15 protein-coding genes are annotated in these 14771 nt (G+C 64.2%); 14 read left to right on the plus strand and 1 reads right to left on the minus strand.

Annotated elements, in window-relative coordinates:
• Positions 1-35 precede the first annotated feature (35 nt).
• Genes FNL56_RS14530 through FNL56_RS14545 form a run of 4 tightly spaced genes read left to right on the plus strand, consistent with a single transcriptional unit; the run spans position 36 to position 4324 of the window.
• A complete protein-coding gene (locus FNL56_RS14530) occupies positions 36-1289 on the plus strand; it encodes an alpha/beta fold hydrolase (protein ID WP_143577943.1) in 1254 nt (417 codons plus the stop codon).
• An 18-nt stretch (positions 1290-1307) separates the two neighbouring features.
• Positions 1308-1895 (plus strand): protein-S-isoprenylcysteine O-methyltransferase, encoded by a 588-nt coding sequence (locus tag FNL56_RS14535; RefSeq protein ID WP_143573463.1) that lies wholly within the window; start codon positions 1308-1310, stop codon positions 1893-1895.
• 33 nt (positions 1896-1928) lie between these two features.
• Positions 1929-3071 (plus strand): zinc-binding dehydrogenase, encoded by a 1143-nt coding sequence (locus FNL56_RS14540; protein WP_143582114.1) that lies wholly within the window; start codon positions 1929-1931, stop codon positions 3069-3071.
• Positions 3068-4324: an MFS transporter gene (locus tag FNL56_RS14545; RefSeq protein WP_143573467.1), complete on the plus strand. Its 1257-nt coding sequence runs from the start codon at positions 3068-3070 to the stop codon at positions 4322-4324. The genes FNL56_RS14540 and FNL56_RS14545 overlap by 4 nt, the downstream gene beginning before the upstream one ends.
• Before the next feature lie 7 nt (positions 4325-4331).
• Here FNL56_RS14545 and FNL56_RS14550 read toward each other — a convergent pair whose 3' ends face one another.
• Positions 4332-4943, minus strand: a complete 612-nt coding sequence (locus tag FNL56_RS14550) for a LysE family translocator (RefSeq protein WP_143573469.1) — start codon at positions 4941-4943, stop codon at positions 4332-4334.
• A gap of 219 nt (positions 4944-5162) precedes the next feature.
• Here FNL56_RS14550 and FNL56_RS14555 point away from each other — a divergent pair, with 219 nt between their 5' ends.
• The 10 genes from FNL56_RS14555 (at position 5163) to glyA (ending at position 14764) form a co-directional block, all read left to right on the plus strand.
• Positions 5163-5717 (plus strand): NADPH-dependent FMN reductase, encoded by a 555-nt coding sequence (locus FNL56_RS14555; RefSeq protein ID WP_143573471.1) that lies wholly within the window; start codon positions 5163-5165, stop codon positions 5715-5717.
• A 67-nt stretch (positions 5718-5784) separates the two neighbouring features.
• Complete coding sequence (locus FNL56_RS14560) at positions 5785-6105, plus strand: FtsB family cell division protein (protein ID WP_143573473.1); 321 nt, start codon at positions 5785-5787, stop codon at positions 6103-6105.
• 225 nt (positions 6106-6330) lie between these two features.
• Positions 6331-6987: a TetR/AcrR family transcriptional regulator gene (locus tag FNL56_RS14565; protein ID WP_143573474.1), complete on the plus strand. Its 657-nt coding sequence runs from the start codon at positions 6331-6333 to the stop codon at positions 6985-6987.
• Positions 6988-7173: 186 nt separating this feature from the next.
• A complete protein-coding gene (gene pdhA, locus FNL56_RS14570; RefSeq protein ID WP_143573476.1) occupies positions 7174-8205 on the plus strand; it encodes a pyruvate dehydrogenase (acetyl-transferring) E1 component subunit alpha in 1032 nt (343 codons plus the stop codon).
• A gap of 31 nt (positions 8206-8236) precedes the next feature.
• On the plus strand, positions 8237-9631 hold the full coding sequence (locus FNL56_RS14575) for a pyruvate dehydrogenase complex E1 component subunit beta (RefSeq protein WP_143573478.1): 1395 nt from the start codon (positions 8237-8239) through the stop codon (positions 9629-9631).
• A gap of 4 nt (positions 9632-9635) precedes the next feature.
• Entirely contained in the window at positions 9636-9941 is a 306-nt protein-coding gene (locus tag FNL56_RS14580) for a DUF5076 domain-containing protein (RefSeq protein ID WP_143573479.1), read from the plus strand.
• A gap of 2 nt (positions 9942-9943) precedes the next feature.
• Positions 9944-11338: a pyruvate dehydrogenase complex dihydrolipoamide acetyltransferase gene (locus FNL56_RS14585; RefSeq protein WP_143573481.1), complete on the plus strand. Its 1395-nt coding sequence runs from the start codon at positions 9944-9946 to the stop codon at positions 11336-11338.
• A gap of 94 nt (positions 11339-11432) precedes the next feature.
• A complete protein-coding gene (locus tag FNL56_RS14590; RefSeq protein ID WP_143573483.1) occupies positions 11433-11870 on the plus strand; it encodes an endonuclease domain-containing protein in 438 nt (145 codons plus the stop codon).
• The gene (gene lpdA / locus FNL56_RS14595) at positions 11860-13278 is read left to right on the plus strand and encodes a dihydrolipoyl dehydrogenase (protein ID WP_143573485.1); all 1419 of its coding nucleotides are present in this window, start codon (positions 11860-11862) and stop codon (positions 13276-13278) included. Before FNL56_RS14590 ends, lpdA begins: the two co-directional genes overlap by 11 nt.
• Positions 13279-13462: 184 nt before the next feature.
• Positions 13463-14764, plus strand: a complete 1302-nt coding sequence (gene glyA, locus FNL56_RS14600) for a serine hydroxymethyltransferase (RefSeq protein WP_143573487.1) — start codon at positions 13463-13465, stop codon at positions 14762-14764.
• Positions 14765-14771 lie beyond the last annotated feature (7 nt).

The following is a 14771-nucleotide window of genomic DNA, read 5'->3' on the forward strand; positions in this document are numbered from 1 at the left end:
GTCCGACGCTGGCTGCAACAGGGATTTCACGCACAATGATCGCTCGGCGACATGTCTTCCACATCGGCGGCTACGACCCGATTGTGCCCGACACGCAGCTGGCGCGGTTGCGGCGCTCGCTGTCGAGCTTCGCGAAGACCTGGAACGTGTCCGCGCAGGCCTCTGGGCCGATTGTGTCGAACGAGGTGAGTGCTTCCTGGTCGGCGCACAGCTCCGGCCCGAACTGGTCGACCGATACCCGCTACGAGATGCTGCGCTGGGACGACCTGATCCTCGCCGACCATTCGCGCCACCCGGTCTCGCGGCTGGCCGCGTCGATGATGACGCTGATCGACTGGATCGTCACCGGCACGCTGTTCCGCTTTATCAAATCGAGCTGGAAGTATGCCGGCTTCTTTCTGTTTCCCTATCTGTGGGTAACCGGCTTTGCGCTGGTCGGCGCCGGTCTCGGTTTCGGCGTGACCCGGCTGGCAGGGCTGCACGGGGCAGGGGCGTGGGTCGCCGGCGCGTTGATCGCGCTTGCGGTGTTCGCCGTATTGCTGCGCTGGCTCGGCTGGAAGAAGCCGATCAACCATGTATTCGACGACTGGATTTTTTCGCGGCAGTACGTCTACGGCCAGCGCCCCAAGATGGAGGCCCGCGTCGATGAATTTGCCAAAGCGCTGGTCGCGCGCGCCCGCGCCAACGATGCCGACGAGATCGTCATCGTCGGCCACTGCCTCGGCGCCGCGCTGGTAATGGAGACGGTGTCCCGCGCGCTGCAAATCGATCCGGATCTGGCGCGGCATGGCCCGACCATCAACGTGCTCACCGTAGGCGCGACGATCCCGAAGTTTGCGCTGCATCCGGCGGGCCGCCGCGTCCGCGCCGCGACGCAGGCGGTGGCCAAAGCGACCGAGATCCGCTGGGCGGAATACCACGCCCGCGACGACGCGATCAGTTTCTACCGCTTCGATCCCGTCACCTTGAAGCGCGTCGGCCATGAGCGCGGCGATGGCCGGCCGAACATCCGTCGCGTGCAGATGCACAACATGATGGATCCGGCCTCGTTCAAGCGGCACCGCTTCAACTTCATGCGCATGCATTACCAGATGGTGATGGGCAACGACCAGCGCTCGAAATACGACTACTGCATGGTGATATCAGGCCCGCTGCCGTTCGATGAAATCACCGCGCCCGACGGCGGCGTCGGCCGCTTCGCGCGGGATGGCGCGTTGCTGTTGCCGGACGTGCCGCTGGCGCCTGTGATACAACCGCTGACGCCCGGGGCAGCCGTCCATGCCGGGTGATGGCCGGAACGGAAAGATATGACTGCTTCACAGCTCGGAATTTGCGTGTGGACCCTTGGCGTGATCGCCTGGTTCGTGATCCGCTTTCCGTACGCCCGCAAGGCAAGGCGTACGGCGACGGTGCGCAGCCACGGCTGGAGTCGCGAGCGCATCCTGCTGGCGGTGGCGACCTTCGGCTTGGTCGTGGTGCCCGTCATCTGGCTTTCCACCGGCTGGCCGTCCGCGCTCAACTATGATCTCAGCTACGCCGCGGTGACCGTCGGGGCGGCGGTGTTTCTGTTGTCGCTCTGGCTATTCCGGCGTTCGCACGAGGATCTTGGACGGCAGTGGTCGGCCAGCCTCGAAATCCGCGAGGGCCACCAGATCGTGCGCAACGGCGTCTACAGCCGGATCCGGCACCCGATGTACACCTCGTTCTGGCTGTGGGCGCTGGCGCAGGCGCTGCTGCTGCCGAACACGATGGCGGCCATGAGCGGACTGGTGGCGATCGGCATTCTGTTCTTCACCCGGATCGACTTCGAGGAGCGGATGCTGATCGAGGCTTTCGGCGAGGATTATCGTACCTATATGCGCGAGACCAAGCGCATTATCCCCGGCATTTACTAACGCCGGCAAACAAGAAATTCAGAGGAAAAAACCATGAGCGTCGACGTCACCACCGGACTGCAACTGCGCTCCCTCATCACCTCGGCCGGCGAACTCGAGCTGTCGCTCAAGCCGGTCACGATCCCGGAGCCGGCCGCCGATGAAGTCGTCGTCCGCGTCGAGGCCTCGCCGATCAACCCCTCCGATCTCGGTCTGCTTATCGGCGCCGCCGATCCCGCCACCGCCAAGGCCACCGGGACCGGCGATGCCGTGGTGGTGAAGGCCACCGTGCCGCAGGTGGCGATGAAGGCGATGGGCGGGCGGCTCGATGAATCGATGGCTGTCGGCAACGAGGGCGCCGGTACCGTCATCAAGGCCGGCTCGTCGCCGGAGGCGCAGGCTTTGCTCGGCAAGACGGTCGCAATGATCGGCGGCGAGATGTACGCGCAGTATCGCACCATGAAGGTCGCCGCCTGCTTGCCGCTGCCGGACGGCACCACCGCCGCCGAGGGCGCATCCTGCTTCGTCAACCCGCTGACCTCGCTCGGCATGGTCGAGACCATGGAGCGCGAAGGGCACAAGGCGCTGGTGCATACCGCAGCGGCCTCCAACCTCGGCCAGATGCTCAACAAGATCTGCCTCAAGGACGGTATCGACCTCGTCAACATCGTGCGCAGCGAGGAGCAGGAAAAACTGCTGCGCGACCTCGGCGCCAAATACGTCTGCAATTCTCAGTCGGCGAGCTTCATGGACGATCTGGTCGCAGCATTGATCGCCACCGGCGCGACGATCGCGTTCGACGCTACCGGCGGCGGCAGACTGCAGGGCCAGATCCTGACCGCGATGGAAGTCATGGCCGTCAAGGCGATGAAGGAATACAGCCGCTACGGCTCGACCACCCACAAGCAGGTCTATGTCTACGGCCGGCTGGAATCCAAGCCGATCGAATTCTCGCCGACCTTCGGCATGGCCTGGGGCATGGGCGGCTGGCTGCTGTTTCCGTTCCTGCAGAAGATCGGCCAGGCCGACGCTGCAAGGTTGCGCGCCCGCGTCGTCGCCGAACTGAAGACCACCTTCGCCAGCCATTACAGCAAGGTGATCTCGCTGCAGGAAGTGCTCGATATCGACAACCTTCATGCTTATGCCAAGCGCGCCACCGGCACCAAGTATCTGATCAATCCGAACAAGGCGGGATGACCTCCGCCGTTCCACCAACCTCGGCCCCCATCGCTGCGATCGTGCCGGATGGCGCCAGCCTGCTACTGCGCCATCCGCCGTTCGCGTTCTACGTGGCGTCGCGCAGTTTTTCGCGGTTCTCCTCGCAGATCGCAGCGGTCGCTGTCGGCTGGCAGATCTACGACCTGACCGGCAGCGCGTTCCAGCTCGGCATGGTTGGCCTCGTCCAGTTCCTGCCGATGCTGCTGCTGGTGTTTGCCGGCGGCCACGCCGCGGACCGTTACGATCGTCGCCGCGTCGTGCAGCTCTGCCAGATCGCGCAGGGGCTGGCCGCGGCCTATCTGGCCTGGGGCAGTTTTGCCGGCTGGATCACCGTGCCGGAAATCTTTGCTGCGGTGGCCGTGTTCGGCGCGGCTACAGCCTTTGAAAGCCCGGCCGGCGCGGCGCTGCTGCCGGCCGTCGCACCCGACGGCACCATGCAGAAGGCGACCGCACTGACCACCGGCATCTACCAGCTGGCGACGATCGGCGGCCCGGCGCTGGGCGGCGTTGCCTTCGCCGTGTCGCCCGGTCTGCCCTATGCTCTGATGGCCGGCTTCTGGGTACTCGGCGGCCTGCTCAACAGCGCGATCAAGCTCGAGCGCCAGGTCGTCGCCGGCGATCCGCCGAGCCTGCGCGCGATGTTCGCCGGCGTCGGCTTCGTCCGCCGCAACCCGGCGATCTTCGGCACCATCTCGCTCGACCTGTTCGCGGTGCTGCTCGGCGGCGCCGTGGCATTGCTGCCGATCTATGCCCGCGACATCCTGCAGACCGGCCCGTGGGGCCTCGGTATTCTGCGCGCAGCGCCGGCGGTCGGCGCGCTGCTGATGACGGTGGTGCTGGCGCGCACCTCGATCAAGCGCCGCGTGGGCATGCGGATGTTTCAGGCGGTGATCGTGTTCGGTCTGGCGACCTCGGTGTTCGCAGTCTCCGAATGGGTCTGGCTGTCGCTGATCGCTCTCGCCATCATGGGCGCGGCCGATACGGTCAGCGTCGTGATCCGGGTGTCGCTGGTGCAATTGCAGACGCCCGACGAGATGCGCGGCCGGGTCGGCGCGGTGAACTATCTGTTCATCAACGCCTCCAACCAGCTCGGTCAGTTCGAGAGCGGCCTCACCGCGGCTCTGTTCGGCACCATGCCGGCGGCGCTGCTGGGTGGCATCGGCACGGTCGCGGTCGCGCTGCTCTGGATGAAGCTGTTTCCGACCCTGCGCGATCTGGAGCGGCTGGAGTAGGGCGCTACTAACGCTCCGCGAATGCCAGCTTGGCGCCGAGCGCCGCGAAGGCCGCCGCGAAGCTACGGCGCATCCAGGTCAAAACGCGCGGGCGCGAGATGATGTGGTCGCGGATCGCGGCAGCGAACAGGCCGTAAATCGCAAACACCACAAATGTCATCGCCATGAATGCAGCGCTCAGCAGCAGCATTTGAGACAACGCGTGGGCCTCGTCGGTACGGATGAATTGCGGCAGGAAGGCGAGGAAGAAGATCGACAGTTTCGGGTTGAGGATGTTGATCAGTATCGCTGTCACGGTGACCTGCCGCGCCGAGCGGGCATCGACGTCTTTCTCGACCTTGAGCGGGCCATGTTCCTGCAGCGTGTTCCACGCCATGTATAGCAGATAGGCGACGCCGACATATTTGAAAATCTGGAACGCCAGCGCGCTGGCATGAAGCAGCGCCGCTACGCCGAGGATCGCCGCCGCCATGTGTGGGACGATGCCCAGGGTGCAGCCGAAGGCGGCGACGATGCTGGCGCGTGCGCCGCGCGAAAAGCCGGCTGCCAGGGTGTACAGCGCGCCGGTGCCGGGCGAGGCCACTACGATCAGCGAGGTAATCAGGAATTCGATGGTCATGAAGTCATCCCCCAACTCTGGCCGCGTCCGGGCGCGCTAACATAGCTGCTAAGCTGATGCCGGTGCCTATAACGTAGAAGTGTTTAATGCAGCCCGCAGATAGGTGGGCTTTCCGGCAGCGAACGGCGCGCTTGCCAAATTCATGCACTTGCATCTTGTTCAGGGATGAGCGAGAGGTTCCCGGTCGCTTTCCCGACGCAGTCCATCAAAGGAATTTCCATGGCTACCCACACCGTTGCCGTCGTCGTCGGCAGCCTGCGCAAGCAGTCATTCTCGCTCCGCATCGCCCAGGCGTTGTCCAAGCTGGCCCCGGCCTCGCTCAAGCTCAACATCGTGACGCTGGAAGGCCTGTCCTTCTTCAACCAGGATCTGGAAGCCAGCCCCCCGGCCGACTGGGTCAAGTTCCGCGAGACCATCCAGGCCTCCGACGCGGTGATCTTCGTCTCCCCGGAATACAACCGCGCCACCTCGGGCGTGCTGAAGAACGCCATCGACGTCGGCTCGCGCCCCTATGGCAAGAGTTCGTTCCTTGGCAAGCCGACCGGCATCGTCGTCTCCTCGCCCGGTCCGCAGGGCGGCGTCAACGCTGCGATGGACCTGAAGCGCATCCTGCCGGGGATCACCGGTCCGATCCTGCAGCAGCCGGAAATCTATCTGAACATGGTCGGCGATGCGTTTGACGAGAAAGGCGAGATCATCAAGGAAACGATCCGCCCGGTGATGCAGGCCTATATCGACGCCTTCGCCGCCTGGGTCGAAAAGCAGAAGAAATAAGCCAATACCACCAACGCCGCGGCCCGGTTGTTAGCCTCGCCTTAACCGGGCCGTCGCATGTTCGGGCATGGTCAAGCACACCCGCCTGAAATCCCTGCTCACCGGGCTCGCGCTCTATGCGCTGGCGGCGATGATGATCGGCTATTTCGGCGTCAACGCCTATACCGGGAAATACGGCCTGACCGCCCGCGGCGAACTCGACCAGGAAATCATCGCGCTGACCTCGGAGTTGGTGCGGCTGAAGAAGGAACGTGCCGAGGGCGAGTTGCGCGTGTCGTCGCTGCGCTCCAGCGGCCTCGATCCCGACATGCTCGACGAGCGCGTCCGATTCCAGCTCGACTACGCCCATCCGCGCGATCTCGTCAAAGTCATCCGCCAGCGCAACTAAGGGTCGGCAGCGTTGTCTTGCGGGTGAATTCGGGGATCGGCTGCGCGCCTGGCCCCTATTTCCACCGATATGCCGGCAATACGTTAATCACGTCATTAACCCCTGATTAGGTGCGGTTCGCTCACTACCGGTGGTATCGTGGAAATCATCTCAAACATGCGTCATTGCGATTTGTTAGTGAGCACTATAAATGTGGATAACGAAAAATTGAGCGAGAATATGTAAGTGATCACTAAAGTATTGTCGCTCCGCGGGCGGCCGAGGGGCTTCGAAATCGAGACCGCGCTCGAAACGGGCCAGCGCCTGTTCCACGCGCGGGGCTATAATGCGGTCGGGCTCGCCGCGCTGACCGAGGCGCTCGGCATCAAGCCCACGAGTTTCTACCGGACCTTCGGCAGCAAGGCCGGCTACTTCGCGCGCATCCTCGAACGCTACTCGCAGTCCGTGCTCGCGCTCGAAGACATACTGCGTCCCGGGCGGTCGGCCGCAGAAGCGCTTGCCGATCTGCTGGAGCGCGCGGCGCAAACCTATGCGCGCGATCCTCAACAACGCGGCTGTCTCGTGCTGGAAGCCGCGCGCGGTGGCGATGACGACGAGAGCGCCAATCTCGCCCGTCGCAGCGCGCAACATAAGCGTAGTCACATCCGCGTCTTCGTGGCGCTATCGAACCCGGACGCGGCCGATGCGGTGACGGACTTCGTCGCCAGCACGATGTCCGGACTATCTGCCAGCGCACGCGAAGGCATGAGCGAGGATCGCGTCGTAGCAGTGGCACGGGCGGCGGCCAGGGCGCTGCCGATTCTGCTCATCGAAAACAGCCCAATGGGGCAACAACCGAGCGCCAATGAGATGGGCGGCGTCGCTGCCACTCGCCGCATCTAAGAACACCTATCCGGATCCATCCCGCATATTACAAAACGGCTGCCATTCGCTTTCGAAAGTTGCGCGTATTGCACTGCGATATAAGGGTTTTATGACGTCAGCTACCATCACCCGCGATGCCCGGTCCTTTCACACCGCAGAATGATGGAGTAGAGAGGGCCATTCACTCTCGCATCCGGAATCCTTATGGCCGCACCGAAGAAAAGCGTCGCTCCCGCAGGGCAGGCAACGGGCAATGGCGCCACCCAGTCGTCACCGCCCGATTTCAGACGCGAGCAGGAGATGCAGGCGCTGCGCGACATGCTGCTGATCCGGCGTTTCGAGGAGAAGGCCGGGCAGCTTTACGGCATGGGCGCCATCGGCGGCTTCTGTCATCTGTATATCGGCCAGGAGGCCATCGTCGTCGGCATGCAGATGGCGCTGAAGCAGGGCGATCAGGTGATCACCGGCTACCGCGACCACGGCCACATGCTGGCCTGCGGCATGGACGCCAAGGGCGTCATGGCCGAACTCACGGGACGCCGCGGCGGCTATTCCAAGGGTAAGGGCGGCTCGATGCACATGTTCAGCCGGGAGAAGAATTTCTTCGGCGGACACGGCATCGTCGGCGCGCAGGTGTCGCTCGGCACGGGCCTCGCTTTCGCCAACCGCTACCGCGGCAATGATTTCGTAAGCCTTGCCTACTTCGGCGACGGCGCTTCGAACCAGGGCCAGGTCTATGAGAGCTTCAACATGGCGGAGCTGTGGAAGCTGCCGGTGATCTACATCATCGAGAACAACCGCTACGCGATGGGTACCTCGGTGATGCGCTCTTCGGCGCAGACCGACTTCTCGAAGCGCGGCATCTCGTTCAACATTCCCGGCGAGCAGGTCGACGGCATGGATGTTCGCGCCGTCAAGGCCGCCGGCGACAAGGCGGTTGCCTGGTGTCGCGAAGGCAAGGGTCCCTACATTCTGGAGATGCAGACCTATCGTTACCGCGGCCATTCGATGTCGGATCCCGCCAAGTACCGCACCCGCGAGGAAGTCGACAAAGTCCGCCACGACCAGGACCCGATCGAGCAGGTCCGCAACCGCCTGCTGGCGGAGAAGGTCTCCGAGGCGGATCTCAAGGCGATCGACGCGGAAGTCCGCGACATCGTCAATGAAGCGGCGGAGTTCGCGCAGCACGATCCCGAGCCGGATGCGTCCGAACTTTACACCGATATTTATCGCTAAGCGCGCAGCTTACAGTCGATCTGGAGTTACTATGGCCATTCAAGTGCTGATGCCCGCGCTGTCCCCGACCATGGAGAAGGGCAACCTCTCCAAGTGGTTGAAGAAGGAAGGCGATGTCATCAAGTCCGGCGACGTGATCGCCGAAATCGAGACCGATAAAGCGACGATGGAAGTCGAGGCGACCGACGAGGGCACGCTCGGCAAGATCCTGGTCGCCGAAGGCACCCAAGACGTCGCGGTCAACACGCCGATCGCCACCATTCTGGCTGACGGCGAGGATGCTTCCGCCGAGCCGGCACCTGCCAAGCAGGAGCAGGCCGCAGAGTCCGCGCCGCCGGCGGCCGACGCCAAGTCCGCGCCTGCACCGAAGGAAGAACCTGCTACGGCTCCTACCGCGCCGGTCTCGGTCATCGAGCAGGATCCGGAAATTCCGGAAGGCACCGAGATGGTGACCATGACCATCCGCGAAGCGCTGCGCGACGCGATGGCCGAAGAGATGCGCCGTGACGAAGACGTCTTCATCATGGGCGAGGAAGTCGCCGAGTATCAGGGCGCCTACAAGGTCACCCAGGGCCTGCTGCAGGAATTCGGCGCCCGCCGCGTCATCGACACCCCGATCACCGAACACGGCTTTGCCGGCGTCGGCGTCGGTGCGGCGATGTCCGGGCTGAAGCCGATCGTGGAGTTCATGACCTTCAACTTCGCCATGCAGGCGATCGACCAGATCATCAACTCTGCCGCCAAGACGCTGTACATGTCGGGCGGCCAGATGACCGCGCAGATCGTGTTCCGCGGCCCCAACGGCGCCGCCGCCCGCGTCGGCGCGCAGCACAGCCAGGACTACTCGGCCTGGTACTCGCAGATCCCCGGCCTCAAGGTGGTCGCGCCGCACACCGCGGCCGACTTCAAGGGCCTGTTGAAATCCGCGATCCGCGACAAGAACCCCGTGGTGTTCCTCGAAAACGAGATGCTCTACGGCCACACCGGCGAAGTGCCGAAGCTTGACGACTACATTGTGCCGATCGGCAAGGCGAAGATCGCCCGCAAGGGCAAGGACGTCACCTTGATCTCGTGGTCGAACGGCATGAACTACGCGCTGAAGGCCGCCGAAGAACTCGCCAAGGAAGGCATCGAGGCGGAGGTGATCGACCTGCGCACGCTGCGTCCGCTCGACACTGAAACCATCATCGAGTCGGTCAAGAAGACCGGCCGCGCGGTGACGGTGGAGGAGGGCTGGCAGCAGTCCGGCGTCGGCGCCGAAGTCGCCGCCCGCATCATGGAGCAGGCGTTCGACTATCTCGACGCGCCGGTCGGCCGTGTCTCCGGCAAGGACGTGCCGATGCCCTACGCCGCCAATCTCGAAAAGCTCGCGCTGCCGTCGGTCGCCGATGTCGTCACGGCCGCCAAAGCCGTCTGCTATCGGTGATCTGATGGCCGGGCCCAAGGAACAGCCGCTTCCCCCCGATGTCGTCGGCCGCGAAGAGGCCGTCGAGGTGCTTCGCGCCTTCGTGGTCGACGGTGGCCTGTCGATCGCGTTCACCCGCGCCTTCGAGGAGCCCGACATGTGGGGCATGCTGCTGGTCGACATCGCCCGCCACGCCGCGCGCGCTTATGCGCGCGAGAGCGACTATTCCGAGGACGAGGCGCTGGCGCGCATCGTCGATATGTTTGACGCTGAAATCGCGCGGCCGACCGACGTGGGCAACACCACGACGCGGTCGCAACAAGGTCACTGACAATGCCAATCAACATTCTGATGCCCGCGCTGTCGCCCACGATGGAGAAGGGCAACCTCTCCAAGTGGCTCAAGAAAGAGGGCGACGCGGTCAAGTCCGGCGACGTGATCGCCGAGATCGAGACCGACAAGGCGACGATGGAAGTCGAAGCCGTCGACGAGGGCACGATCGCGAAAATCCTGGTGCCGGAAGGCACCCAGGACGTGGCGGTGAATGCGATCATCGCGGTGCTGGCCACCGACGGCGAGGACGTGAAGGCGGCTGGGGCAGGCGGCTCGACCGAGAAGCCGAAGCCTGCAGCTGCCGCCGAAGCGCCAAAGGAAGCCGCCAAGGAAGCGCCAAAGTCCGCCGCAGCGCCGGCACCCGCCGAGAAGGCTGCAGCGCCCGCGCCGGCCAAGGCTGCAGCACCGGCTTCAGCCGGCAATGTCGTCACCAACGGCCTGACTGGCGATCGCGTGTTTGCATCGCCCCTGGCCAAGCGTCTGGCCAAGGACGCCGGCATCGAGATCGGCCGCATCAATGGCTCCGGCCCGCACGGCCGCGTCATCAAGGCCGACGTCGAGAAGGCCAAGACTGGCGGCGGCCTGAAGGCTCCGGCGGCTGGCGCGTCGCCGGCCTTGCCGACCGTCGCGCCCGGCGGCGCTATCGCGCCGGCGATGTCCGATCAGCAAATTCTCGGCCTGTACCAGCAGGGCGACTACGAGAGCGTGCCGCACGATTCGATGCGCCGGACCATCGCCCAGCGTCTGACCGCGGCCGTCAATTCGATGCCGACGTTTTATCTCACCGTCGATTGCGATCTCGGCAAGCTCTCCTCCGCGCGCGAGGAAATCAACGCCGCCGCCGGCAAGGACAAGGACGGCAAGCCGCTCTACAAATTGTCGGTCAACGATTTCGTCATCAAGGCCATGGCGGTCGCGCTGCAGAAGGTGCCGGAAGCCAACGTGTCGTGGACGGAATCCGCGATGCTCCGTCACAAGCATTCCGACATCGGCGTCGCTGTCGCTTTGCCGTTCGGCCTGATCACGCCGATCATCCGCCAGGCCGAGATCAAGTCGATTTCGGCGATCTCCAACGAGATGAAGGAGTTGGCCGCACGCGCCAGGTCCAAGAAGCTGAAGCCGAACGAATATCAGGGCGGCGCGACCTCGGTGTCCAATCTCGGCATGTTCGGCATCAAGGACTTCACCGCCGTGATCAATCCGCCGCAGTCCTCAATCCTGGCGGTCGGCACCGGCGAGGAGCGCGCGGTGGTGCGCGGCGGCCAGATCGTGGCCGCGACGATGATGAGCGTCACGCTGTCCTGCGACCACCGCGCCATCGACGGCGCGCTCGGCGCCGAACTGATCACGGCGTTCAAGAGACTGATCGAAAATCCGGTGATGATGGTGGTGTAGTTCTGTCTTCCTTCCCTCTCCCCAAGGCGAAGCGAAGCTTCGCCGGGTGGGAGAGGGTGGATCGACCGCGTAGCGGTCGAGACGGGTGAGGGGTATGCGCCAAGCCGTACCGAAGCAGAAACGCACCTTCGCCAAGACCCTCCGCGCCAATGCGACCGAGGCGGAGAAACAACTGTGGCGACTGCTACGTTCTCGCCGCCTTGCAAGTTTGAAATTTCGCCGTCAGGTACCGATTGGCCCCTGGATCGTTGATTTCGTATCGTTCGAACATCGTTTGGTTGTCGAAGCCGATGGTAGCCAGCATGCGGAAAGCGAAGACGACAAGCGGCGCGACTACGATTCGTCGGAGCGCGGTTTTCGCGTTTTACGTTTCTGGAATAACGACGTTCTGGCGCGGCCGCAGGCGGTACTCGAAATGATCATCGACGTCGCCTCGACCTCCCCCTCACCCGTCTGCGCGCCTGGCGGCGCGCATCCCCCCTCTCCCACAAGGGGAGAGGGAAGAAAGAGCAGAGAAGAACATGGCCGATAATTCTTTTGACGTCGTCGTGATCGGATCCGGTCCCGGCGGATATGTGACGGCGATCCGCGCCGCGCAGCTCGGCTTCAAGACGGCGATCGTCGAGAAGAAGCATCTCGGCGGCATCTGCAACAACTGGGGCTGCATTCCGACCAAGGCGCTGCTGCGCTCGGCGGAGATCTATCACTACATGCAGCATGCCAAGGACTATGGCCTGTCCTGCGACAACATCTCGTTCGACATCAAGGCGGTGATCGCGCGCTCGCGCGGCGTCGTGAAGCGGCTCAATGGCGGCGTCGAATATCTGATGAAGAAGAACAAGATCGCCATCATCTGGGGCGATGCCACGCTGGACGCGCCGGGCAAGTTCACCGTGAAGAAGGCCGAGGCCGAGGCGCCGAAGGGCTCGCTGGGCGAGGGCAGCTACACCGCCAAGCACATCATCGTCGCCACCGGCGCGCGACCGCGGGTGCTGCCGGGTCTCGAGCCCGACAAGAAGCTGGTCTGGACCTATTTCGAGGCGATGAACCCCGACCGCATGCCGAAGTCGCTGCTGGTGGTCGGCTCCGGCGCGATCGGCATCGAGTTCGCGTCGTTCTATCGCACCATGGGCGCCGACGTGACGGTCGTCGAAGTGCTGCCGCAGGTGCTGCCGGTGGAGGACGCCGAGATCGCCGCCTTTGCGCGCAAGCAGTTCGAGAAGCAGGGCATCAAGATGCTCGTCAACACCAAGGTGACCAAGCTCGACAAGAAGGCCGACAGTGTCGTCGCCACCATCGACGATGGCAAGAAGCCGGTGACGCAGGAATTCGACCGGGTGATTTCCGCGGTCGGCGTGGTCGGCAACATCGAGGGCTTCGGCCTCGAGAAGCTCGGCGTGAAAACCGAGCGTGGCTGCATCGTGATCGACGGTTACGGCAAGACCAACGTGCCCGGCATCTACGCCATCGGCGACGTCGCCGGTCCCCCGATGCTGGCGCACAAGGCCGAGCATGAGGGCGTGATCTGCGTCGAGGCCATCAAGGGCCTGCACCCGCACCCGATGGACAAGCTGCTCATTCCCGGCTGCACCTACTGCCACCCGCAGATCGCCTCCGTCGGCCTCACCGAGGCGAAAGCCAAGGAGAGCGGCCGCGAGATCCGCGTCGGCCGCTTCCCGTTCACGGCCAACGGCAAGGCGATCGCGATGGGCGAGGACCAGGGCATGGCCAAGGTGATTTTCGACAAGAAGACCGGCCAGCTCCTCGGCGCGCATCTGGTCGGCACCGAAGTCACCGAGCTGATCCAGGGCTTTGTCGTCGCGATGAACCTCGAAACCACCGAGGAAGAGCTGTTCCACACCATCTTCCCGCATCCGACGATCTCGGAGACGATGAAGGAAGCCGTGCTGGATGCCTACGGCATCGCCCTGAATATGTAAGTCCGTAGCCCGGATGTCGTCGCCTTATCCGGGCTACAGGCGTACCACCTGCCTAAATCTTGCCCGTTCGGCTCAAAACCTTGGCCAAACCGGCCAGATATGGTATTCCGCGTGCGCCGCTTCTGATCGCCACCCGTGACCGCCCGTACCCTGCAACAGGCTGCGGCGGTGGAGATATTCGCCCATGACGTCTTCGGCCCACAGCGCTTCCGCGCCCGACTCGTTCTTCACCGCCACCATCGCCGACACCGATCCGGAGATCGCCGCGGCGATCAAGGGCGAGCTTGGCCGCCAGCGCCACGAGATCGAGCTGATCGCCTCGGAGAACATCGTCAGCCGCGCCGTGATGGAAGCGCAGGGCTCGGTGATGACCAACAAATATGCCGAGGGTTATCCGGGCGCGCGCTATTATGGCGGCTGCGAGTTCGTCGATATCGCCGAGAACCTGGCGATCGAGCGCGCCAAGAAGCTGTTCGGCGCCGGCTTTGCCAATGTGCAGCCAAACTCCGGCAGCCAGATGAACCAGGCGGTGTTCCTGGCGCTGTTGCAGCCCGGCGACACCTTCATGGGCCTCGACCTCGCCGCCGGCGGCCATCTGACGCACGGCTCGCCGGTCAACATGTCCGGCAAGTGGTTCAAGCCGGCGCACTACACCGTGCGGCAGGACGACCAGCTGCTCGACATGGATGCCATCGCCAGGCAGGCCGAGGAGGTCAAGCCGAAGCTGATCATTGCCGGCGGCTCGGCCTATTCGCGTAGCTGGGACTTCAAGCGCTTCCGCGAGATCGCCGACAGCGTCGGCGCCTACCTGCTGGTCGACATGGCTCATTTCGCCGGCCTCGTCGCCGGCGGCGTGCATGCCTCGCCGGTGCCTTACGCCCACGTCACCACCACCACAACGCACAAGTCGCTGCGCGGCCCGCGCGGCGGGTTGATTCTCACCAATGACGAGGCGCTGGCCAAGAAGTTCAATTCGGCGATCTTCCCGGGCCTGCAGGGCGGGCCCTTGATGCATGTCATCGCCGCCAAGGCCGTGGCCTTCAAGGAGGCGCTGCAGCCGGACTTCAAGGTCTACGCCAAGAACGTCGTCGAGAATGCCCGCGCGCTGGCCGAAACGCTGCGCGCGCAGGGCTACGACATCGTCTCCGGCGGCACCGACAACCATCTGATGCTGGTCGACCTGCGACCCAAGGGCCTGAAAGGCAACGTGTCGGAGAAGGCGCTGGTTCGCGCCGGCATCACCTGTAACAAGAACGGCGTGCCCTATGACCCCGAGAAGCCGTGGGTCACGTCGGGCATCCGTCTCGGCACGCCGGCGGCCACCACGCGCGGCTTCGGCATCGCCGAGTTCAAGCAGACCGGCGAGATGATCGCCGAAGTGCTGAGCGCGGTGGCGCAGTCCGGCGACGGCACCGCGCCGCTGGTCGAGGCCGCCGTCAAGGAACGCGTCAAGGCACTTACCGACCGTTTCCCGATCTATCAGTAAGTCCGTC

Origin of the sequence: Tardiphaga sp. vice304, assembly GCF_007018905.1 — a bacterium.
Classification (GTDB): domain Bacteria; phylum Pseudomonadota; class Alphaproteobacteria; order Rhizobiales; family Xanthobacteraceae; genus Tardiphaga.

Coding starts and splice junctions, on each gene's coding strand:
- FNL56_RS14530 (WP_143577943.1), top strand. CDS start 36: ATGATCGCTCGGCGACATGTCTTCCACATCGGCGGCTACGACCCGATT.
- FNL56_RS14535 (WP_143573463.1), top strand. CDS start 1,308: ATGACTGCTTCACAGCTCGGAATTTGCGTGTGGACCCTTGGCGTGATC.
- FNL56_RS14540 (WP_143582114.1), top strand. CDS start 1,929: ATGAGCGTCGACGTCACCACCGGACTGCAACTGCGCTCCCTCATCACC.
- FNL56_RS14545 (WP_143573467.1), top strand. CDS start 3,068: ATGACCTCCGCCGTTCCACCAACCTCGGCCCCCATCGCTGCGATCGTG.
- FNL56_RS14550 (WP_143573469.1), bottom strand. CDS start 4,943: ATGACCATCGAATTCCTGATTACCTCGCTGATCGTAGTGGCCTCGCCC.
- FNL56_RS14555 (WP_143573471.1), top strand. CDS start 5,163: ATGGCTACCCACACCGTTGCCGTCGTCGTCGGCAGCCTGCGCAAGCAG.
- FNL56_RS14560 (WP_143573473.1), top strand. CDS start 5,785: ATGGTCAAGCACACCCGCCTGAAATCCCTGCTCACCGGGCTCGCGCTC.
- pdhA (WP_143573476.1), top strand. CDS start 7,174: ATGGCCGCACCGAAGAAAAGCGTCGCTCCCGCAGGGCAGGCAACGGGC.
- FNL56_RS14575 (WP_143573478.1), top strand. CDS start 8,237: ATGGCCATTCAAGTGCTGATGCCCGCGCTGTCCCCGACCATGGAGAAG.
- FNL56_RS14580 (WP_143573479.1), top strand. CDS start 9,636: ATGGCCGGGCCCAAGGAACAGCCGCTTCCCCCCGATGTCGTCGGCCGC.
- FNL56_RS14585 (WP_143573481.1), top strand. CDS start 9,944: ATGCCAATCAACATTCTGATGCCCGCGCTGTCGCCCACGATGGAGAAG.
- FNL56_RS14590 (WP_143573483.1), top strand. CDS start 11,433: ATGCGCCAAGCCGTACCGAAGCAGAAACGCACCTTCGCCAAGACCCTC.
- lpdA (WP_143573485.1), top strand. CDS start 11,860: ATGGCCGATAATTCTTTTGACGTCGTCGTGATCGGATCCGGTCCCGGC.
- glyA (WP_143573487.1), top strand. CDS start 13,463: ATGACGTCTTCGGCCCACAGCGCTTCCGCGCCCGACTCGTTCTTCACC.